Origin of the sequence: Halochromatium roseum (assembly GCF_016653315.1) — a bacterium.
GTDB classification, from domain to species: domain Bacteria; phylum Pseudomonadota; class Gammaproteobacteria; order Chromatiales; family Chromatiaceae; genus Lamprobacter; species Lamprobacter roseus.
Genome location: NZ_NHSH01000081.1, coordinates 1 through 20,759, shown reverse-complemented (window position 1 = coordinate 20,759; position 20,759 = coordinate 1). Strand labels below are relative to the sequence as shown.

General features: G+C 61.4%; 19 protein-coding genes and 1 rRNA gene. 17 read left to right on the top strand and 3 right to left on the bottom strand.

Features of this window, described 5'->3' with window-relative positions:
* Nucleotides 1-254 precede the first annotated feature (254 nt).
* The 10 genes from CCR96_RS22630 to CCR96_RS22585 all read left to right on the top strand — a co-directional run bounded on the left by CCR96_RS22630 (nt 255) and on the right by CCR96_RS22585 (nt 11,489).
* The gene (locus CCR96_RS22630; RefSeq protein ID WP_201224032.1) at nt 255-1,727 is read left to right on the top strand and encodes an AAA family ATPase; all 1,473 of its coding nucleotides are present in this window, start codon (nt 255-257) and stop codon (nt 1,725-1,727) included.
* A gap of 152 nt (nt 1,728-1,879) precedes the next feature.
* Nucleotides 1,880-2,854 (top strand): DnaJ C-terminal domain-containing protein, encoded by a 975-nt coding sequence (locus CCR96_RS22625; protein ID WP_201224024.1) that lies wholly within the window; start codon nt 1,880-1,882, stop codon nt 2,852-2,854.
* Between the two features lie 3 nt (nt 2,855-2,857).
* Nucleotides 2,858-3,205, top strand: a complete 348-nt coding sequence (locus tag CCR96_RS22620) for a chaperone modulator CbpM (RefSeq protein ID WP_201224017.1) — start codon at nt 2,858-2,860, stop codon at nt 3,203-3,205.
* A 126-nt stretch (nt 3,206-3,331) separates the two neighbouring features.
* Nucleotides 3,332-4,075, top strand: coding sequence for a glutaminyl-peptide cyclotransferase (locus tag CCR96_RS22615; protein WP_201224014.1), 744 nt, complete (start codon nt 3,332-3,334; stop codon nt 4,073-4,075).
* Nucleotides 4,076-4,218: 143 nt separating this feature from the next.
* Nucleotides 4,219-6,150: a 1-deoxy-D-xylulose-5-phosphate synthase gene (dxs, locus tag CCR96_RS22610; protein ID WP_201224012.1), complete on the top strand. Its 1,932-nt coding sequence runs from the start codon at nt 4,219-4,221 to the stop codon at nt 6,148-6,150.
* A 6-nt stretch (nt 6,151-6,156) separates the two neighbouring features.
* Nucleotides 6,157-6,939 (top strand): hydroxyacylglutathione hydrolase, encoded by a 783-nt coding sequence (gene gloB / locus CCR96_RS22605; RefSeq protein ID WP_201224010.1) that lies wholly within the window; start codon nt 6,157-6,159, stop codon nt 6,937-6,939.
* A 54-nt stretch (nt 6,940-6,993) separates the two neighbouring features.
* The gene (gene lnt / locus CCR96_RS22600; protein ID WP_201224008.1) at nt 6,994-8,577 is read left to right on the top strand and encodes an apolipoprotein N-acyltransferase; all 1,584 of its coding nucleotides are present in this window, start codon (nt 6,994-6,996) and stop codon (nt 8,575-8,577) included.
* Between the two features lie 187 nt (nt 8,578-8,764).
* The gene (locus CCR96_RS22595; protein WP_242519309.1) at nt 8,765-9,328 is read left to right on the top strand and encodes a hypothetical protein; all 564 of its coding nucleotides are present in this window, start codon (nt 8,765-8,767) and stop codon (nt 9,326-9,328) included.
* A 25-nt stretch (nt 9,329-9,353) separates the two neighbouring features.
* Nucleotides 9,354-10,784: a UDP-N-acetylmuramate:L-alanyl-gamma-D-glutamyl-meso-diaminopimelate ligase gene (mpl, locus tag CCR96_RS22590; protein WP_201224006.1), complete on the top strand. Its 1,431-nt coding sequence runs from the start codon at nt 9,354-9,356 to the stop codon at nt 10,782-10,784.
* A 72-nt stretch (nt 10,785-10,856) separates the two neighbouring features.
* A complete protein-coding gene (locus tag CCR96_RS22585) occupies nt 10,857-11,489 on the top strand; it encodes a flavin prenyltransferase UbiX (RefSeq protein WP_201224005.1) in 633 nt (210 codons plus the stop codon).
* 117 nt (nt 11,490-11,606) lie between these two features.
* Here CCR96_RS22585 and CCR96_RS22580 read toward each other — a convergent pair whose 3' ends face one another.
* Both CCR96_RS22580 and hemL read right to left on the bottom strand, forming a co-directional pair.
* Nucleotides 11,607-13,607 (bottom strand): bifunctional DedA family/phosphatase PAP2 family protein, encoded by a 2,001-nt coding sequence (locus CCR96_RS22580; RefSeq protein ID WP_201224003.1) that lies wholly within the window; start codon nt 13,605-13,607, stop codon nt 11,607-11,609.
* A 125-nt stretch (nt 13,608-13,732) separates the two neighbouring features.
* A complete protein-coding gene (gene hemL / locus CCR96_RS22575; protein WP_201224001.1) occupies nt 13,733-15,019 on the bottom strand; it encodes a glutamate-1-semialdehyde 2,1-aminomutase in 1,287 nt (428 codons plus the stop codon).
* A 277-nt stretch (nt 15,020-15,296) separates the two neighbouring features.
* Between hemL and CCR96_RS22570 the strand changes: the two genes are divergently transcribed.
* The 5 genes from CCR96_RS22570 to erpA all read left to right on the top strand — a co-directional run bounded on the left by CCR96_RS22570 (nt 15,297) and on the right by erpA (nt 18,224).
* Nucleotides 15,297-15,461, top strand: a complete 165-nt coding sequence (locus CCR96_RS22570) for a rubredoxin (protein WP_200247330.1) — start codon at nt 15,297-15,299, stop codon at nt 15,459-15,461.
* A 95-nt stretch (nt 15,462-15,556) separates the two neighbouring features.
* Nucleotides 15,557-15,919, top strand: a complete 363-nt coding sequence (locus CCR96_RS22565; RefSeq protein WP_200247332.1) for a HesB/IscA family protein — start codon at nt 15,557-15,559, stop codon at nt 15,917-15,919.
* Between the two features lie 36 nt (nt 15,920-15,955).
* Nucleotides 15,956-16,987, top strand: coding sequence for an N-acetyl-gamma-glutamyl-phosphate reductase (gene argC, locus CCR96_RS22560; protein WP_201223999.1), 1,032 nt, complete (start codon nt 15,956-15,958; stop codon nt 16,985-16,987).
* Between the two features lie 103 nt (nt 16,988-17,090).
* The gene (locus tag CCR96_RS22555; RefSeq protein WP_207192052.1) at nt 17,091-17,810 is read left to right on the top strand and encodes a DUF6776 family protein; all 720 of its coding nucleotides are present in this window, start codon (nt 17,091-17,093) and stop codon (nt 17,808-17,810) included.
* A gap of 63 nt (nt 17,811-17,873) precedes the next feature.
* Nucleotides 17,874-18,224, top strand: a complete 351-nt coding sequence (erpA, locus tag CCR96_RS22550; protein WP_200247339.1) for an iron-sulfur cluster insertion protein ErpA — start codon at nt 17,874-17,876, stop codon at nt 18,222-18,224.
* A 386-nt stretch (nt 18,225-18,610) separates the two neighbouring features.
* On the opposite strand, the gene CCR96_RS22545 is transcribed toward erpA, so the two are convergent.
* Entirely contained in the window at nt 18,611-18,856 is a 246-nt protein-coding gene (locus CCR96_RS22545) for a hypothetical protein (RefSeq protein ID WP_201223995.1), read from the bottom strand.
* A 279-nt stretch (nt 18,857-19,135) separates the two neighbouring features.
* Between CCR96_RS22545 and tyrS the strand changes: the two genes are divergently transcribed.
* Nucleotides 19,136-20,326, top strand: a complete 1,191-nt coding sequence (tyrS, locus tag CCR96_RS22540) for a tyrosine--tRNA ligase (protein ID WP_201223993.1) — start codon at nt 19,136-19,138, stop codon at nt 20,324-20,326.
* A gap of 333 nt (nt 20,327-20,659) precedes the next feature.
* A 16S ribosomal RNA gene (locus CCR96_RS22535) occupies nt 20,660-20,759 on the top strand; the annotation flags it as partial.

Sequence of the window (20,759 nt, the reverse complement as noted above, 5' to 3'; positions counted from 1 at the left end):
CGGCTCGAGACAATCGGCGACAACCTTGTTCGGCGATTCTATGTTCGACGATTTTAACCGCACCCGGCAGCATTGCCGATGCTGTTATGGTTCGCACTGACTCGGTCACGCTTGCAGGACGGCCCGGCTGGGTATGGCCTTCTCTCGGTGCAGTTTGGCGCAACTTGTGCTGGGCTTTGCGCTAAGCTCTACCAGCGCCGGGTCTGCTTGCCTGGCATCTTATCGCGACTTGACCAACACACTGGCTGCGTTCCATGAACGACTTGCACGATCTTGAAGTGGTCCTGCGCTCGGAGACGCCGATCCTGATGATCGAGTCGTTGGAAGAGCCGCGACTGCTGGAACTGCTTGGCGAGATCGGATTGCGGCTGCAGTTGCCGGTGTACTGCTGGACTCTGACCGATGGACTTCGGCCGCTAGGCGGTCGGGCGGTGCCGAGCGGGGCGCAGGCTGATCCGCCTGATCTGTTGCGCCATATCAAGGCGACCCTGCGCCCTGGTCTCTATTTATTGCTGGATTTTCATCCATTTCTGGAGCATCCGCTGCATGTGCGGCTGCTGAAAGAGATTGCCCAGGGCTTCAATGAGTCGGCGCCGCGGCGCTTGGTGCTGGTCAGTCATGCGTTGGAGAGTCCGCCGGAACTCAGACATCTTTGTGCGCGCTTCGAACTGCGGCTGCCCGATCGGCAGCGGCTGCTGGCATTGATCCGCGAAGAGGCGCAGCGCTGGCAGTACGCTGATCCGAAGCGTAGCTTCCGCGCGAGCCGCAGTGCGGTTGAGCAGCTGTCGCGTAACCTTCTGGGCGTGGCCGAGTCCGATGCGCGCCGGTTGATTCGCAATGCCATCATCAAGGATGGCGCGATCACTGAATCGGATGTCACCGAGGTTACCCGGGCCAAGTACCAACTGCTGAGTCCAGAGGGTGCGGTCTCGTTCGAGTACGATACCGCGAGCTTTGCCGAGGTTGCCGGTCTCGAGCGGCTCAAGGCCTGGGTCGATCTGCGCCGCGGGCCCTTCTTGGCCGCGGAGCAAGGGGCCGATTGTCCAAAGGGTGTGATGCTGCTTGGGGTGCAAGGCGGCGGCAAGAGCCTGGCCGCAAAGGCGGTGGCTGGGCGCTTTGGGGTACCGTTGTTACGGCTCGATTTTGGTCGGCTCTATGACAAGTATATCGGTGAGACCGAGCGTAAACTCCGCGATGCGCTTCGCACTGCCGATGTGATGGCGCCCTGTGTGCTCTGGTGTGATGAGATCGAGAAGGGGTTAGCGGTTGATTCCGGTGCTGAGGGGCCAGGACGGCGTCTGCTCGGTTCGCTATTGACCTGGATGGCGGAGCGCAAGACGGCTGTCTTTCTGGTCGCGACTGCAAACGATATCGCACAACTGCCACCCGAGCTGTTGCGAAAAGGGCGTCTCGATGAGATCTTCTTTATCGATCTGCCAGAACCCGAGGTGCGTCGCGAGATCTTTATGATCCATCTGCACAAGCGCGGTCTGGACCCGAGCGGCTTTAGTCTGGATGATCTGGCGGCAGCGAGTGAGGGATTTACCGGCGCTGGGATTGAGCAGGCCATTGTCTCGGCCATCTATGCGGCTCGCGCCAGCAATCAGGAGCCGAGCACGGAGTCAATCCGCGGCCAGTTGGGCGCGACGCAGCCGCTTGCGGTGGTGATGGAAGCGCAGATCGCTGGGCTTCGGCAGTGGGCGCGAGGGCGTACCGTAGCCGCTTAAGCTGGCCGGCCTTAGCTGGGTCGTGTTGATCTGGACTGCGCCGAGCTGAGTTGCACAAAGCTGGGCCGGAGTCAGGGTCGGATCGATGCTCGGGTTAAGATTGTGCCAGGTGCAACCTTTTTGATGCAGGTTTCTTCGAGTCGAGAGTCACGATGGAATATAAGGATTACTACAAGATCCTAGGGGTCTCGCGCGACGCTAAAGCGGATGAGATCAAGGCGGCTTATCGCAAGCTTGCGCGCAAGTATCATCCGGATGTCAGTAAGGAGCCGGATGCCGAGGCGCGCTTCAAAGAGGTCAATGAGGCCAATGAGGTCCTGAAAGACGCCGAGAAACGAGCGCAGTACGATGCGCTCGGCAGCGGTTGGCATGCGGGAGACAATTTCCGTCCACCCCCGGGCGCGCGGCGCAGTGATCATTTCTCGGATGAGGAGGCGGCTCAGTTCAGCGACTTCTTCTCCAGCATTTTTGGTGGTATGGGCGGTGGCCGCAGCAGCCGGTCCAGCGGATTCGGTGGTCCCGGTATGCATGCTGATCCCTTTAGCGGACGTGGTCGCGATCAGACCGCGCGCATCCGCATCTCGCTCGAAGAGGCCTTCAAGGGTGGAACCCGGCAGCTGCGGCTCGAAGTGCCGGAGATCGATGCGCAGGGGCAGGTGAAGATGCGTGCTCGCACCCTGAATGTGCGCATTCCGGCGGGCGTGACCGAGGGGCAGCAGATCCGTCTTGCTGGGCAAGGCGGGGCGGGGCTCGGTGGCGCTGGTCAGGCTGGCTCGGCGGGCGATCTCTTCCTCGAGGTCGAATTTGAGCCGCATTCCCTGTTTCGCAGCGAAGGCAAAGAAATCCATCTGAAGCTGCCCATCGCACCCTGGGAGGCCGCGCGCGGCGCGACGGTGCCGGTGCCGACGCTTGGTGGGACCGTGAGTCTGAAGATTCCGGCCGGCTCGCAAAGTGGTCAGCGTTTACGGTTGAAGGGGCGGGGTTTGCCAGGCAAGCCGGCTGGGGATGCCTTTGTCCAGCTCGAGATCACCAATCCGCCCGCCGACACTGACGACGCGCGGGCCGCGTTCGATGCATTGGCCGAGCGCTTCAAGTCTTTCAATCCGCGAGCAAAGCTGGGGGTCTGAGCCATGGCTGAAACGATCATCACAGTCGAAGGCGTGATCCTAGACGAGCGCACGGTGGTGACCCTGACCGAGCTGACCCGTGTCTGTGGTGTGAGTCTCGATCAGGTGCGCTTGATGGTCAGCGAGGGGATGCTGCATCCGCTGGGACGGGCGCCTGAACATTGGCGCTTTACCGGGGTCGAGGTCCGGCGCACTCGACGGGCGCTGCGCCTGCAGCAGGATCTGGAGCTGAATCTGGCCGGTGTGGCGCTGGCCTTGGATCTGCTTGACGAAGTCGAGCATCTGCGGAGCCGGGTGCGTTGTCTCGAGCAGCAGCTCGGCGCGCTTTCTGATGCTGAAGGTCCGGGCTGAGTGAGCGGTCGCGAGGCGGGCGATTGGCTCGGCTGCGGGTGGGTTGGCGAACGGCTCGGGCTTCGTGTTCGGTGGCCAACCTGCTGGGTTGTGGCACGCGCTGTGCTCGCCGTTACGCTAGGCCTTATGGCGAGCTTGGGCTTGAGTTCGGCGCAAGCGAGCCAGGCGCCGGTCTCTCAGGTGCGAGTCGTCGCGCGTTTTCCGCATGATCCTAATGCCTTTACCCAAGGTCTGGTGATCACCGATGGTGAGCTCTACGAAGGCACCGGCGGTTATGGGGAGTCCGTGTTGCGGCGTGTTGACCTCAAGACGGGGCGGGTGCTAGCGCAGGTCGAGCTCTCTGATCGTTGGTTCGGCGAGGGCATCACCGACTGGCAGGATGAACTTATTCAGCTGACCTGGCGTGCGGGTGTTGGCCTGCGTTACGACAAGGCAACGCTTGAGCCGCTTGGTCGGTTCTCGATCAGGGGTGAAGGTTGGGGGCTGACGCATGACGGTCGGCATTGGATCATGAGTGATGGCAGCGCTGAGCTGCGCTTTCTCGATCCCGCTGATGGTCGTGAGTTGCGCCGACTGCGAGTGATGGACGGCCCCAAACCGGTGCGGCGGCTGAATGAGCTTGAATATGTCGGTGGTGAGGTCTGGGCCAACCTCTGGTACGAGGATCGGTTGGTGCGGATCGATCCCGCCACCGGGCAGGTGCTCGGCTATGTCGATCTCGGTGGTCTTTGGCCCGATGATCAACCACGCCGGCATGATCAGGTCCTGAACGGCATCGCCGTTGATCCGCAGACCGGTGACCTCTTTGTAACCGGCAAGCGCTGGCCTTGGCTTTATCAAATCGAGGTCGTCGAAAGCGCCACCGACTGAGCCGGATCTCGACTCTGTTGAGTCCGAAACATGCGGGGCGCGCAATGATGCACTAGAATCCCGCCAGGCTTAACGGAATCCGCCAGGGTTTTCCGTGCGCCGATCCGCCATTACTGCCTGTTTGATCATCCGGTTACCTCAGTATGTCCGATACAGCCCACGGCTCGCCCAGCGCCTCCGAGACCAGCTTTCCACTGCTCTCGACCATTGATGACCCTGATGATCTGCGGCTGTTGCCCGCGAGCGATCTGAAACAGCTGGCGGCAGAGCTGCGCGGCTTCCTGATCGAGAGTGTCTCCCGCACCGGTGGTCATTTGGCTGCTGGCCTAGGTGTGGTTGAACTGAGCATCGGTTTGCACTACGTCTTCGACACGCCGCATGACCGTGTGGTTTGGGACGTTGGCCATCAGGCCTATCCGCATAAGATCCTGACCGGCCGACGCGAGCGGATGGCGCGGATGCGGATGCAGGGCGGGCTTTCAGGATTTCCGAAGCGCGCTGAGAGCCCCTATGACACCTTCGGTGTGGGGCATTCCAGTACCTCGATCAGCGCCGCGCTGGGAATGGCGATTGCCGCCAAACAGAAGGGCGAGCAGCGCCAGATTATCGCCGTGATCGGCGATGGCGCGCTGAGTGCCGGCATGGCCTTCGAGGCCTTGAATCACGGTGGGCCGCTCGATCCGGATCTGCTGATCATCCTCAACGACAATGAGATGTCGATCTCGCCGCCGGTGGGTGCCATCAGTAGCCATCTGGCTAGGCTGCTGTCTGGCGGCCTCTACACCAAGATGCGTGAAGGGAGTAAGACCGCGTTGCGGGGGATGCCGCAGTTGCGCGAGCTGGTTGGCCGCTGGGAAGAGCATGTGAAAGGCATGGTGATGCCGAGCACCTTGTTCGAGGAGCTCGGCTTTAACTATATCGGCCCGGTGGATGGGCACGACATGGATGCCGTGGTCGCGACCCTGCGTAACATGAAGAAGATGCCTGGGCCACGGCTGCTGCACCTGATCACCCAGAAGGGCCACGGCTATGAGCCGGCGGAGCATGCGCCGACCACCTATCACGGCGTGACGCCCTTTGATCTGAAGACCGGCGCGGTGCCGAAAAAGGGCGGCGCTAAGAGCTATACCCAGATCTTTGGTGACTGGCTCTGTGACCGCGCCGAGGCCGATTCGCGATTGCTCGCCATCACCCCGGCGATGCGCGAGGGTTCGGGCATGGTGCGCTTCTCTGAGCGTTTCCCGGAGCGCTACTTTGATGTCGGCATTGCCGAACAGCACGCGGTGACGCTGGCCGCGGGCATGGCCTGTGAGGCGATGAAGCCGGTAGTGGCGATCTATTCGACCTTCCTGCAACGTGGCTACGATCAGCTGGTGCACGATGTCTGTCTGCAGGGGCTGGATGTGACCTTTGCGGTCGATCGTGCTGGGCTGGTCGGGGCGGATGGCCCGACGCATGCAGGTGCCTTCGACTACAGCTATACGCGGCCGCTGCCACATATTGTCATCATGGCGCCTGCTGATGAGCATGAATGCTGGTGGATGCTCGAGACCGCTTATGCCTACGACGGCCCAGCGATGGTGCGCTATCCGCGCGGCACTGGTCCTGGGGTTGCCGTCGACAAGACCGGTGGCGCGCTGCTGCCGATCGGCAAGGGCGAGGTTCGGCGCGAGGGACAGGATGTGGCGTTGCTGGCCTTTGGCAGTCGGGTGGCCGCCGCTGAGGTGGTCGGCGAGCGCTTGAATGCGACCGTGGTCAACATGCGCTTTGTGAAGCCGCTGGATGATCTGCTGATTCTGCAGATGGCCGAGCGTCATCAACTGCTGGTGACGGTGGAGGAGAACGCGGTCGCCGGTGGTGCCGGCTCGGCGGTATCAGAGCTGTTGGCCGAGCAGGGCGTATTGGTGCGCTGTCTGCATCTTGGCCTGCCGGATCGCTGCCAGGAGCAGGCCAGTCATGTGCAGCAGCTCGCCGCTTGTGGACTGGATGATGCCGGCATCGAGGAAGCGGTGCGCGCAGAGATGCGCGACCTGGGGCTGGAGCAGACGCGACTGAAAGACGCGAGTGCTGGCTGAGCTGACATGAGCCTCATCATCGAGCCGATTCGAGCCTTCGACGACAACTACATCTGGCTACTGCATCGGCCTGGCCATCCGTCTTGTGCGGTGGTCGATCCCGGCGCGGCTCGGCCGGTGATCGAGCGCCTGCAACGCGAGGGGTTGCGTTTGGATGCGATTCTGATCACGCATCATCATGGCGATCATATCGGCGGTGTGGCGGATCTGCGGCGGCTGTGGCCGCAGGCCGAGGTCTTTGGGCCAGCGGATCACCGCATCACCGGGGTGACGCAGGTGGTGGGTGATGGGGATCGCATTAATCTGGCTGGGCTCAAGCTTGAGTTCGAGGTGATGGCGGTTCCGGGGCACACTTCGACGCACATCGCCTATCTCGATGACGCGCATCTGTTCTGCGGCGATACCCTGTTTGCGGCTGGTTGTGGACGCGTCTTTGATGGCACCTTCGAGCAGCTTGCGGCTTCGTTGCGACGGATTGCGGCCTTGCCGGCGCAGACCTGCTGCTACTGTGCGCATGAATATACCTTGGCCAATCTCGGTTTCGCGCGCTGGGTCGAGCCTGAGAGCACGGCTGTCACGGCAGCAATCGCCGCCGCTGAGCAACAGCGTGCGCTGGATCAGCCAACCGTGCCGACGACCCTGGCCGAGGAGTTCGCGGTGAATCCCTTTTTGCGGACTGCGGAGCCTGTGGTGATTGCCGCCGCAGAGCACTTCGCCGGTGCGCCGCTGGACGGACAGGCGCAAGTCTTTACCGCGCTACGTCGCTGGAAAGATGAGCGCTATGACTGACGCTGAGCGCATAGGCGCTCGGTGGCAGCAGATCTGCGTGGACCTGCTGCGCTCATGGGGCACCGCGCTATCGTGAAACAAGGGCGGCAGCGTTACGGCTGGCTAGCGGCGCTCATAGCGCTGTTGTCTGGGGCCCTGATGGTGCTGTCTTTCGCGCCGTTCGGCCTCTACCCGCTGGCGGTGGTGTCTCTGCTCGGGTTCTATCTGGTGCTGCGCGGCCGTGATGGTGCCGGCGCCTTTGGCCTTGGCTGGCTGTTTGGGCTAGCACTGTTTGGTGCTGGGGTTGCCTGGGTGCGGATCAGCCTGAACGAGTTCGGCAACATGCCGGCGCCGGTCGCCAACCTGCTGATGCTCCTGTTCGTGGCGGTCATGGCCCTCTACTACGGCCTGACAGCCTGGCTGATCCGTTTGATTGAGCATCGGCTGGCGGCCGATGCCATGCCGCGATGGGCAGGACCGCTGCTGCTGCTGCCGTCGATCTGGGTCCTGATGGAGTGGGTGCGCGGTTGGCTGTTCACCGGCTTTCCCTGGTTGTTTGCGGGCAATGGACAACTCGACGGCCCCCTGGCTGGACTGGCGCCGGTGCTCGGTGTCCATGGGTTGAGCCTGGCGGTTGCCGTTTCCGCGGGGCTGCTCTGGGGGTTGTTGCGCTGGGGCGGAGAGGCGCGCTGGCGGGCAGCGGCGGGGTTCTTGCTGACCTGGGTCTGCGCCGGCATGCTTTGGCAGATCGAGTGGACGCGGCCGGCTCCGAATGCGGAGCAGCGCCCGATTCGGGTGACCGTGATTCAGGGTAACGTGGAGCAGGCGGTGAAGTGGGATGCGGATGGACTGCTGCCGACCTTGGATATCTATCTAACGTTCACCAAGGCGCACCTGGAGAGCGACCTGATCATCTGGCCGGAGACCGCGATTCCGGAGTTTTTCGACCGCGTCGAGGAGCCGCTGCTGAAGCCGCTCGGCGTGACCGCGCGCGAGACCGGCACCGAGGTCGTTATCGGGCTGCCCGTGATGGAGCCCGATGGTCGCTACTACAACGCCTTGGTCAGCCTCGGCAGCAGTAAAGATCGGTACTTCAAGCGCCATTTGGTGCCGTTCGGTGAGTTTTTGCCGTTCAAGGCCCAGTTGCGGCCACTGATCGATTGGTTTGAGGTGCCGATGTCGGATTTCAGCCGCGGCGATGCGGCGCGCCCGTTGCTGCAGGTTGGGGTCTGGCCGGTCGGGGTTTCGATCTGCTACGAAGATGTGTTTCCGGATGAGGTCCGACAGGCGCTACCGGAGGCGGCGTTTCTGATCAATGTGAGTAATGACGCCTGGTTTGGTGATTCGCTGGCACCACATCAGCATCTGCAGTTCGCGCGCTTACGGGCGTTGGAGACTGGTCGTTGGCTGATCAGGGCGACCAATACCGGGGTCTCGGCGATCATCGATTCGCACGGTCAGGTGCGCGATCAGCTGCCACTCTTCGAGCGTGCGGCACTGACGGGAACCTTAGAGGCGCGCGTCGGATCGACCCCTTTCGTGCGCTTTGGCAGTCAGGTTCCGCTCAGTATGGCGGCGCTGATGTTGCTCGCTGGGCTGGTGTTGGCGCTGCGGGTACGTCTACAGTCGCGAAACTCGGCAGAGCGAATTCCTGAGTAGTGGTTCATTTTCTCTGTACCGATGATTGTCGGATAATGGCACGCGAGGCGGGACGGTTGATCGGTGTTTTCTTAAGAGTGGAGCTGTGAAGGCTCACCCTGAGCCCGCCTGCTTGGTTTCAAGGGCTAACAGCGCTGATTCGCCGCCCGCCTATCAGGTCCTGCTGCGATTCCCTAAGTGCTGCTGCATGGCTATCATGCTCGGCCTCAATTGCTGCTTCGGACGCATCGCTGTGCTGGTCATCATCAACTTCTTTATCGATCTCGCACTGCTGCGACGGGCGCCGCAGGACCTGCCCGCGTCGCCTGCGCTGTTGCTGTTGGTGCTGCTCGTTGGTCTTGGTGCGGGCTCCTTGCTGGCGATCACCGCAGGTGTCGATCTTGGCGATGGCCTGTTGCAAAGCCTGTTGGATCTGGCGCTGACGCTGGGGGCCTTGTCGCTGGCGCTCAGGCTGGTCGAGCGCCAGCAGCGTTTCCTGCAGACGGCGACGGCGTTGGTGGGCGTGGATACCTTGATCACCTTGCTGGCCTTGTTGCCGGTTGGGATGGCGCGTCCGGTCGACAGTGAGAGCGGCTTGCTGGCGCTGGCCGGCGTGTTATTTCTGCTACTCGTGGTCTGGAGTGTGCTGGCGGTTGGTCATATCCTGCGCCACGCCTTCAGCCTATCCCTGTTGCAGGGTGCAGCGATTGCCATCGGCTTCGATCTGCTCTCGTTTGTGATCGTTGGTGGCGTGATCGATGGCGCCCGCTGACGGCTGATTCAGGATTCGACCTTCGATGCATCTCCATATCCTTGGTATTTGCGGTACCTTCATGGGCGGGCTTGCGCTGATTGCCCGCGCGCTCGGCCATCGGGTGACTGGTTCCGATGCCAATGTCTACCCGCCGATGAGCACCCAGCTCGAGGCCGCTGGTATCGACCTGATGCAAGGCTATGCCGCTGAGCATCTGCAGCCAACGCCGGATCTGGTGATCGTCGGTAACGCGATGAAGCGTGGGCTGCCGGTAGTCGAGGCGATGCTCGATCGCAATCTGTCCTACAACTCTGGACCGCAGTGGCTGGCCGAGCAGGGCCTGCGCGGCCGACATGTGCTGGCGGTGGCGGGAACCCATGGCAAGACCACGACGGCGAGCATGCTGGCCTGGATTTTGGAGGCTGCCGGGGTTAAACCGGGTTTCCTGATTGGCGGCGTACCGCTGGATTTTGGTCTCTCGGCGCGGCTTGGCGACGGGCCATACTTCGTGATCGAGGCGGACGAGTACGACACCGCTTTCTTCGATAAGCGCTCCAAGTTCGTTCATTACCGCCCACGAACGCTGGTACTGAACAATCTCGAGTTTGATCACGCTGACATCTTTGACGATCTCGCGCAGATCCAGCGGCAGTTTCATCATTTGGTTCGGACCGTCCCCGGCACCGGCAGGGTGATCCATCCGCAGCAGGATGTGGCGCTTGCCGAGGTCTTGGACATGGGCTGCTGGACGCCTTGTGTCTCGACTGGGATTGCGGCCGCAAGCTCCGAGGATGAGGACCCCGAGGTCCACCATCGCGCGGCTTTGGGCTGGTCCGGCTGCGATTGGCAGGCCGAGCTGTGCGCTAGCGATGGCTCGGCGTTTCGTCTCTCTTTCCAAGGGCAGCCGCAGGGGCGGCTCGAGTGGTCGCAGATCGGGCTGCATAATGTACAGAATGCCCTCTCGGCCATTGCCGCGGCGCAGCACATTGGTATCGCGCCCGAGCAGGCGATCACAGCCCTGTCGCGTTTTCAGGGTGTAAAGCGGCGGATGGAGCTGCGCGGAACCGAGGCCGGTGTGCGCGTCTATGACGATTTCGCCCATCATCCAACAGCGATCGCGAGCACCTTGGCTGGGCTGCGGCGGCAAGTGGGGCAGGCGCGGATCATCGCGGTGTTGGAGCCGCGCTCGAATACCATGCGCATGGGATCGCATACCGGGGCGTTGGCAGGGTCATTGGATGTGGCGGATCGCGTCGTCGTTTATAGCCCGCCAGATTTGGCCTGGGATGCGGCCTCGGCGCTGGCCCCTCTCGGTGATCGTTTGAGCCTCTGCACGGAGCTCGATCAGATCTTGGCCGCTGCCACGGCCGAGCTGCGCTCAGGGGATCATGTGTTGGTCATGAGCAACGGTGGGTTTGGGGGCATCCATCAGCGAATCCTCAAGCGCCTTGCATCCTCGGCGGCTGGCGATTGAGCGTTTGCGCATCGGTGCACAGCGACGCTTCTCCGAAATCCGTCTTCGATAACGCCACTGCCTGAGTCTCGCATGACCCAACCGACCCTACCCCGCTGGAAGCAGACCATCGCCATCGCACTGACCGGAGCCTCGGGGACGGGCTATGGGCTACGCGTGTTAAAGGGCTTGATCGACGCCGAGGTGCGCGTCTATTTGTTGATCTCGCAGGCGGCGCAGGTGGTGTTGCGCATGGAGGCGGGGCTCGAGGTGCCGAGCCGACCAAAAGAGGCCGAGCGCTTCTTCTGCGATTATCTGGGGGCGCAGGAGGGCCAGCTCAGCGTGTTTGGTCGCCAGCAATGGACGGCGCCGGTGGCCAGCGGAACCAATCCTCCAGACGCGATGGCGATCGTTCCCTGCACCACCGGAACCCTGGCCAACATTGCTGCCGGCCTGAGCGAAGATTTGATCGATCGCGCAGCCGATGTGACGATGAAGGAAGGCCGTAAGCTGATCTTGGTGGTGCGCGAGACCCCCTTCACGACCATCCATCTCGAGAACATGCTGCGCTTGGCGCGTGCTGGGGTGGTGATCATGCCCGCGAATCCGGGTTTCTATTTCAATCCACAGAGTGTCGATGAGGTGATCGATTTCATGGCTGCTCGCGTGCTTGATCATCTGGGTGTTCCGCACCGCCTCTCGGCACGCTGGGGCGCGGAACCCTGAAAGGCCGTTCGGGAAGGTTCAGCACCATTCGGGTCGGCCTTCTCGGCCATCGCCTTAGCCGCAGCGATTTGGATTGCTTGCTAGCAACTCGCTGTTCGGTGGCTCGCCCTTGCCGGCTTACTTGTCCGTGAGTAAATCAAGCTCTTTTGGCGCTAGCAAGGTCGGCGCACCCATCTCCATGCTCATCTCCGGCGATTGCGCTAGGTCGGTCAGCCAATGCGCTTGGCCGCTTGCGTCAACTGGAACGGTGATTGGTAATGCCAGCAGATGAACGATCTGCTCCTTGATCACTTCGGTGATGTTGCCGGCCCAGATGGGCGCGCCAGAAGTAAGCTGGACCTGCGTGCCCCAGAGCCGCAGCACCAGGCGTCTCCCATCCGGTAGATCCTTAACCAGTATCAGATCATCGTGATGTCCATCGTGAACATGCGGGACGACCGGCAGCTCCGCGAGCGTTAACGACGGTGAGAGCAGCTTGATTGCATTACTCCAACTGAGCTTCTCGGCGGGCGCCCAACCTTGCCCGGCAAGGATCTGGGAGAGGCGATTGAGCGGGCCGGCGTACTGGACATCGAAGGGACGCTGATTGCGGTGCCAGAGATCTTCGCGGTGCCTGGCGATGGGCAGATCCTGGCGCGTACGCCATTCGGTCAGGGTCAGCGTGATGAGCGGCCGAGTTGGTTGGTGACGCGCGATGTCGAGCGGTTGCTGTGTCAGCGTGGCGGCGGTGAAGGCCGCGCTGGCGGCGATCAGGGTGACGAGGACGAGACCAGCGACCTGTTCGGACGGTTCAGTATGGCGCCGAAAGGCGAGCCCGAGGGCAGCGATCCAAAGCAACCCGAGGGCGATGCTGGCGATGATATCCGTGAGCCAGGCTGCGCCGACATAGAGCCGCGCGAGGGCGACGGCGGTAATCAGGGCGGCAGCGAGGGCGTATGGCGTCCAACGCCAGCGAGGCGCGAGGGGACGCGAGACTGAGAGTGCGAGAAAACCGTAGAGCACGGTTGCGCTCAAGACCTGTCCACTGGGGAATGACCAGGGCCAGCGCAGATCGAGCCCGAGCTCGGGCCTTGGGATGCGCACCAGCCAGCCTAGCGTTGGCGTGACCAACAGCGTGAAGGCAAGCGCCGCGAGCCAGTATTCCAACGCGCGCTGCTGGCCGCTAAGGCTCAGGTAGACGAGGATCGCGATGACCAGCGGGATGGTGACCACTGGCTCGCCGAGGCGGCTCAGTCCGGCCATGAGCTGGTCGGCGAGCGGTGTATGCAGGCTTTGTCCGAGGTCGAGCGCGAACTGATTGATGCGCATATCCTGCGCGCCGAAGAGGTCGGCGCTCAGCGACATGCCCAGCAGGGCGACCGCGGCGACGAGCGCGAGTGCGAGCGCAGTGAGGGTGGCAGCATCCGGATGATCAGGGTCGGCGAGCGCTTGCGCGGTGCGACCGAACACTGGGTGCAGGTTGCTCCAGCGCAGCAGTGTTTGCACCCCGTGCGAGGCGTGCGGACTGAGCAGGAAGAACAGTCGCCAAGCCAACCAGGCCGCCGCCCAGAGCAGTGAAAGCAGGATCATGATGAGGATGGCGAGGTGCGTGGCGGCCTCGGCGGCGAGCTTGAGGGAGGCACCGAAGACAATTCCTGGCGCCAGATAGGCCGGCCCCCAAGCAATCGCGGAGCTGATATTGGCCGCGGCGAAGCGTGTCCGCGGCATCTGCATCATGCCAGCGACCATCGGGATGATGGCTCGACCTGGACCCACGAAACGACCAAAGGCGACGCTCATGGCGCCGTGCTTCTCGAAGAAGACGATGCCACGATCGAGGGGTTTCGGATGTCGGCTGAAGGGCCAGTGCGCCCGAATCTGGTCGCGGTAGCGGTAGCCAATCCAAAAGCTCAGGCTATCGCCGCTGATGGCGCCAACAATGGCCAGGCTGACGGTGGGCCAAAAGGCGAGTTCGCCGGATGCGATCAGCGCGCCGGCGCCGAATAGGATCATCACGCCCGGCACGACGACGCCGATGACGGCGACTGACTCCGCGAAGGAGACCAAGAAGACGATCAGGTAGGCCCAGGCCGGGTTTGTGCCGATCCAGCTGAGGAGTTGGTTGAGTGAAGCCTCCATGGCGCATCAGACGCCGAGCATCAGACAGCTGTTGCGCGAGGAGGGCTTATTGGCAGCAGTGCTCATGTCAGTAGCGCTCATTGCAAGCAGCGCTACTGGCCTGGCCTGAGGCTGACGCGGTTGGCTCAGCGTGCGAGGTCAGCGAAGGCCTTGCTGGCGGCCTCTAGCGTTGCATCGATTTCGGCATCGCCATGGGCGCCAGAGACAAACCCTGCCTCGAAGGCCGAGGGCGCAAGATAGACGCCCTGATCGAGCATGGCATGGAAGAACCGGCGGAACTGCTCCTGATCGCAAGCGGTGGCCTGGGCGTAATTGGTGACCGGGCCGTCGTCGGTGAAGAAGAGGCCGAACATGGCGCCGGCGCGGTTGGTGCTGAGGCCAATGCCGGCCGCGCGTGCTTGCGCTTCCAAGCCGTTGGTCAGGCGCTCGGTTTGGGCTGCAACTCGGTCATGAAAGCCGGGCTCGCCGATCAGTTCGAGGGTTTTGAGGCCCGCGGTCATCGCAATCGGATTGCCGGACAAGGTGCCGGCTTGATAGACCGGTCCGAGTGGGGAGATGTGCTCCATGATGGCGCGTTTCCCGCCGAAGGCGCCGACCGGCATACCGCCGCCGATGATCTTGCCGAGTGCGGTCAGGTCCGGGGTGATGCCGAAGTGCTCCTGGGCGCCGCCCAGGGCGACTCGGAATCCGGTCATGACCTCGTCGAAGATCAGCACCGCGCCGTGCTCATCGCAGACCTCGCGCAGTCCCTCAAGGAACCCGGGCACGGGCGGGATGCAGTTCATATTGCCGGCCACGGGCTCGACGATGATGCAGGCAATCTGATTGCCGATATCGGCGAAGGTCTGGCGCACCTGATCGATAGCGTTGTAGCTCAGGGTGATGGTCAGCTCGGCGAGGGCGGCGGGAACGCCGGGTGAGCTAGGCTCCCCCAGGGTGAGCATGCCAGAGCCGGCCTTGACCAACAGGGAGTCGACATGGCCGTGGTAGCAGCCTTCGAATTTGATCACCTTGTCGCGGCCGGTATAGCCACGTGCGAGCCGGATTGCGCTCATGGTGGCCTCGGTGCCGGAGCTGGTCATGCGGACGAGGTCCATGCTCGGTACCAGCTCGCAGACCTTATCGGCCATCAGTGTTTCGAGTTCGGTGGGGGCGCCGAACGACAGTCCCATGGCGACACGCTCGGTGACTGCGGCGAGGATTTCGGGATGGGCATGGCCGAGGATCATCGGGCCCCAGGAGCCGACATAGTCGATGTAGCGCTTACCATCGGCGTCGGTGACGAAGGCGCCAGAGGCTGATTCGAAGAACACCGGGTCCCCGCCGACGCCGCGGAAGGCACGCACCGGCGAGTTGACACCGCCAGGGATGTGTCGTTGTGCCGCGGTGAAGAGGTCGTGGGATCGGGACATCAGTTCGCTCCTGAATAGGGTCTGAAACAAGGGTGGCAGGCGTTGCAGTGGTTCTGTTGTTGCCTGTGAGCGGCGCGCTTGAGCTAGTCGATCGGTCTTGCAGCGAGCAGCAGCGGGCGACAGCTGGCGAGAATAGGCCATTTTCTGGCGACCTGGCGCTGATGGCAACCACCATGTGGCCGGCGTCCTGGTGCCGCGTTGAAAATCGAGGCCTCAACCCTGATTGCTACACGGTTAAGCAAGAAACGAGCATCCGTAGAGGGGCGGACTGAGGATAATGAAGCAATATATCTGTGTGATTTGTGGGCTGATCTATGACGAGGCAGAAGGCTGGCCCGAGGACGGGATTGCCCCGGGAACGGCATGGGATGACGTGCCTTTGACCTGGAAATGCCCGGAATGCGGTGCGGGAAAGGAGGATTTTGAGATGGTGGAGATCTGACAGCGTTCGTTGCAGACGGCCTCAGCGCCTGGCAATGGGGTCCTAGCCTGCTGTACATTGCAGGGTTTCCAGCGATCTTGAAGCAGAGCATCATCATGCAAAACCTCATCACTGAGACTGATCTCTCCATGACCCCCACAGCACAAGCCAAACTGGCTGAGCTCTTCAAGGATGTTGACGATGCGATCCAGGGTGTTCGTGTCTATGCGGCCTCCGGTGGCTGCAGTGGCGTCAGCTTTGGCATGACCTTTACCGATGTGGTCAACCCGAATGACGGTATCAGGGATTTCGACAGCTACAAGGTCGTGGTCGATGACGGGACCTTGGAGCATATCCGTGGCGTCGAGATCGACTTCGTCGACCCTGGCGATGGTAATGCGACCTTCGTCTTTAACAATCTTCCATCAGTCGGTGGCGGCTGCGGCAGCTGTGGCTCGGCTGGTGGCAGCTGTGGCTGAGCCAGGATTGCTGATCGCGCTTGGGGGTACTGACGAATGATTAAGGTCGGTATCGTCGGGGGGACCGGTTATACCGGCTCTGAGCTGCTGCGGTTGCTGGTGAGGCACGAGCAGGTTGAGATCACCGCAGTGACGTCGCGGTCTGATGCCGGAACCGGTGTTGCCGAATTCCATCCCGCGTTGCGTGGCGAGATCGATCTCGCCTTTACAACGCCCGAGGCGGCCGGGCTTGCGGACTGCGATTTGGTCTTCTTCGCGACCCCGAACGGAACGGCGATGAGCGAGGCTGCGGCGTTGCTCGACGCTGGCGTGTGCGTGATCGACTTGGCTGCGGATTTTCGCCTGAAGGATTTGGATGTCTGGCAACGCTGGTATGGCATGACACACGCGGCGCCCGACTTGGTTGAGGTGGCGGTATACGGCTTGCCCGAGGTCAATCGTGAGGCCATCGCGACGGCGCGCCTGGTCGCCAATCCTGGTTGCTATCCGACGGCTGTCACGCTTGGCTTGCTGCCGTTGCTGGAGGCTGGAGTCGTTGATGCCGCGCGCTTGATTGCGGACGTTAAGTCTGGCGTGAGTGGCGCCGGCCGAAAGCCATCGACCGCACTGCTCTTGGCCGAGTGCGGAGAGAGTTTTAAGGCCTACAGCGTCGGCGGGCATCGCCACCAGCCGGAGATCTGCGAGAATCTGCGGCACGCCGTCGGGGTGGATGTTGGGCTGACGTTCGTGCCGCATCTGGTGCCGATGGTGCGGGGTATCGAGGCGAGCTTGTACGCAACGCTTCAGCAGTCTGGTCTGGACTTGCAGTCGTTATTCGAGACCCGTTATCGCAACGAGCCTTTCGTCGATGTGCTGCCAACGGGCTGTTCCGTCGAGACGCGTTCTGTGCGGGGCACCAATCTCTGTCGGCTTTCGGTATTGGAGCCGCAAGGAGCAGGGGTCGTGGTGGTACAGTCGGTGATCGATAATCTGGTCAAGGGCGCCGCGGGGCAGGCGGTACAGAATATGAACATCATGTTCGGGTGGGACGAGGCCACCGGCTTGGCATTGTCTGCATTGGCACCCTAGGATCTCGGTGGCCAGTAACCAGCGGGTCGGCAACCTCGGCAACGATCGCGAGTCTCACGGTTACCGCAACCTGAGGGCTCAGCGCTCAAGGCGTCGGTTTCGAGTGCTGATCACCCTCGGTTGGCTGCTGGTGATCGGATTAACCTTTGCGTTTGGCTACTGGCTTGGTCGTGACGATGCGGTCAAGGCCCTCGCTGGTGTTGGCGCGCTGCAAGCGGAAGTGGGTCACTTGTCGGAGGAGGTTGCTCGGGCGCGCGAGGAGCGTGTGCGTCTGGAGCGCGCCCATCAGATGGATCGCGAGGCGAAGCGGCAGGCGCAGGCGTCGCTCGCTGATCTGCAGCGAGAGCGCCTTGACCTGATCAAGCGCGTCTCTTATCTGCAGCGCTTGGTGCGTGACGATCAGGCGGGGATCGTCGAGGTTAAGGAGTTACTGCTGCGTGAGGGCTCGGAACCGGGTAGCGTCCGCTTCGAGATGCTGCTCAGTCAGCTTGTGCCGCAGGAAGAACGGACACGTGGACGAGTCAGTGTCAGCGTTGTGCTCTCTCGCGATGGCGAGCAAGAAACGCTGTCGTTAGATGCACTACCTGGGTCGTCACCAGCCGAGGTGCTCATTGACTTTGAACATTTTCAGGCCATTTCGGGGGAGATCGTGTTGCCTGAAGGGGCCGAGTTCGAGCAGTTCATCGTTGACATTCAGCCCGAGGGCGCATCGATGGCTCGATCTTCTGAGGGCTTTTTGTGGCCAGATGAGCCGGGCGATGCCTGTTCGCCAAGCCCGCTGGTCGAGCCGACCGAACGTGTTGAGCCTGAAGCGGTTGAATGAACTGGCCTGAGGCCCCCACTCTCTGGCACACTAAGACAGAGTAATTTACTGAGGTATTGAACAATGACAGAAGCCGTTGCCCTCGATGCGCCACTGGTCTTCACCTCACAGGCCGCGGCGAAGGTTGCGACCTTGATTGAACAGGAGGACTCACCTGGGCTGATGCTCCGAGTCTACATCCAGGGGGGTGGCTGCTCAGGATTCCAGTATGGTTTCACCTTTGACGAGTCGGTTCAGGATGGAGATACCGAGATCGAGACGGATGGCGTTAAGCTGCTCGTCGACCCGATGAGTCTGCAATACCTCACTGGTGCTGAGATCGACTATACCGAAGGCTTGCAAGGAGCACAGTTCGTGATCCGCAATCCGAACGCGACGACGACCTGCGGCTGCGGTTCATCGTTTGGCGTCTGAAATCAGGTTTGGCTTGCGGCTGATGCGAGCGCTGTTCCCGCCTGGTTCGGATGTGGCGATTTGACCCTGCGGGTGTTTCGAGCTTACACAGGATACGCATCGAACGATGCTATCAGATGGATATCCCTTCAGGTGTCGTCGGGACACAACTGGGTGTGATGACCTATCGCCGATGACGCCACCAGGAAGGCAGGGGAGGAGAGGAGCAAGGAATGACGAGATTTGGCCCTAATCGTCGCTTCTCTCATGACCAAGCCGTGCCAACAACTTTCTCATTTTGGATTGAAAATCAGTCTGTTGGCTTGCTGGTCATTGGTCTTGATCGGTCTCGCTAGGCGGGTTATGGGATGATCATAGCTTCGGATTCGACTTAGAATCTTCTGGCCTTAGCTGTCGTCCTCTTGCGCCGAGCTTGGGCTCTGGCCAGGAATCTTGAGTGGGATGACGTCGCGTCCTGATGAGGCCTTGGTTGCTGCGGGAGCGGTTGCTTCGGGTGCCGTCGGGCCTTGGGTGAAAACGATATACCCGACGATCGCCGACGCGATGAGGAGCAGGATCAATGCTACGAGTGTGCTCGGAAAGCGCCGACGTTTTCTGAAGGTCAAGCTCCCGCTGCCTTTGTAGTCTCGCATGATTTGGCCCCAGTTGCGTTTTCGAAGGGTTTCTCTCTCAGACGCTCAAGTGTAGAGAACGCGGAGTTGGGGCGGAAGGGGTTGTCGGGATGATACCCAGCTGACAGTGCAAATTTTATGAGGCTGTCTCCTTAGAGGGTGCTGCCAGCTGCTCACCGGTGCCCAACCTCCACTCGCCTAGCCGCGGCCCTAGATTCCGTGGCAGACTTTCAGGACATTTCTTCACTTTCTGCCTAAGCCTATTTTGGGGCCGGGGCACAACCGCGGTTGTCTAGCTGAATGTCCGACTCCTTCGATCAACTCGTGCATGGCACTGATGAGGTGCTGACTGACCAAGCTCTCCGAAAAAAGCTCGCTCTAGGGCGGCCCTTGCGGATCAAGGCAGGATTCGATCCTACTGCCCCTGACCTTCACCTTGGACATCTGGTGCTGCTCAACAAGCTGCGCCAATTCCAAGACCTAGGGCATCGTGTGCTCTTCTTGATCGGCGATTTTACCGGCATGATCGGTGATCCGACCGGCAAGAATGTGACCCGCAAACCGCTATCACGTGAGGAGGTCGTGGCCAATGCCGAGACCTATCAGGCGCAGGTCTTTAAGGTGCTCGAGCCTGAGCAGACCGATGTGGTTTTCAACTCGACCTGGATCAACCAGCTTGGGGCGGAAGGATTGATCCGGCTTGCGGCTCAGCACACCGTTGCTCGAATGCTCGAACGGGATGATTTTGCAAAGCGTTATCGTGAGCATCAGCCGATCGCGGTGCACGAATTTCTGTACCCGTTGATTCAAGGTTACGACTCGGTAGCGCTGGAGGCCGATGTTGAACTGGGCGGAACCGATCAAAAGTTCAATCTACTGGTCGGTCGGCAACTTCAAGAGCAGGCCGGCCAGGAGCCTCAGGTGGTGATGACACTGCCCATCCTGGAAGGGCTTGACGGGGTTCAAAAGATGTCGAAGTCGCTGGGGAATTTCATCGCCATCGATGATCCGCCGGGAGAGATGTTCGGCAAACTGATGTCGATATCAGACCAGCTGATGTGGCGCTACTTCGATCTGCTAACGTCGCGTACGCCGGCGGAACTTCAGGTGATGCGAGATTCTGTTGCGGCTGGCGTGAATCCACGCGACATCAAGATTGATCTCGGGGTGACACTGGTGACGCGCTTTTATGGTGCCTCGGCTGCTGTCGCGGCGCGCGATGATTTCCTCAACCGGTTCCAGCGTGGGCAGTTGCCCGCGGACATGCCTGAGCTGACACTGGAGGTTAGTCAGGAAGGACTGACATTGTCGCGCCTGCTTAAGGACGCTGGGCTTGTGAGTAGTACTTCAGAGGGTCTTCGCCTTGTCGCTCAAGGTGCAGTGCGGGTCGATGGGAAGCGGCTTGCTGATGCTAAGCAGTCGTTTTTGCGCGGTGAGACCCATCTAGTCCAGGTCGGCAAGCGCCGGTTTGCGCGGGTGACGCTGAGCTAACGTACATGGTGCGTCGTCACTCCGGACGAGAACGCGCTTGTTTTACGCTAACGGCACCTTCGTCGTGCCGATTAGGGGCTTCCCAAGATTCTGGCAAAAAAAGTTTGACAGTCTTCGAAAAGTCCGTATACTTGTCGGTCTGCCCAGCGAGGAAATGCTTCGAGCTGCTAAGCGACGAAGTATCTCTGAGGGTTAAGTTCTTTAACAATACGTCAAGTCAGCTTGTGTGGATGCTCCGTTGTGGGAGTGCGAGGAATCGCAACTCGACGGACGTCTACAAAAGAGACGCCTGTCGAGCCAAGGATCGGGCCACTTCGGTGGCCGAGAAGAGATGAACTGAAGAGTTTGATCCTGGCTCAGATTGAACGCTGGCGGCATGCCTAACACATGCAAGTCGAACGCGAAAGCCTTCGGGTGAGTAGAGTGGCGGACG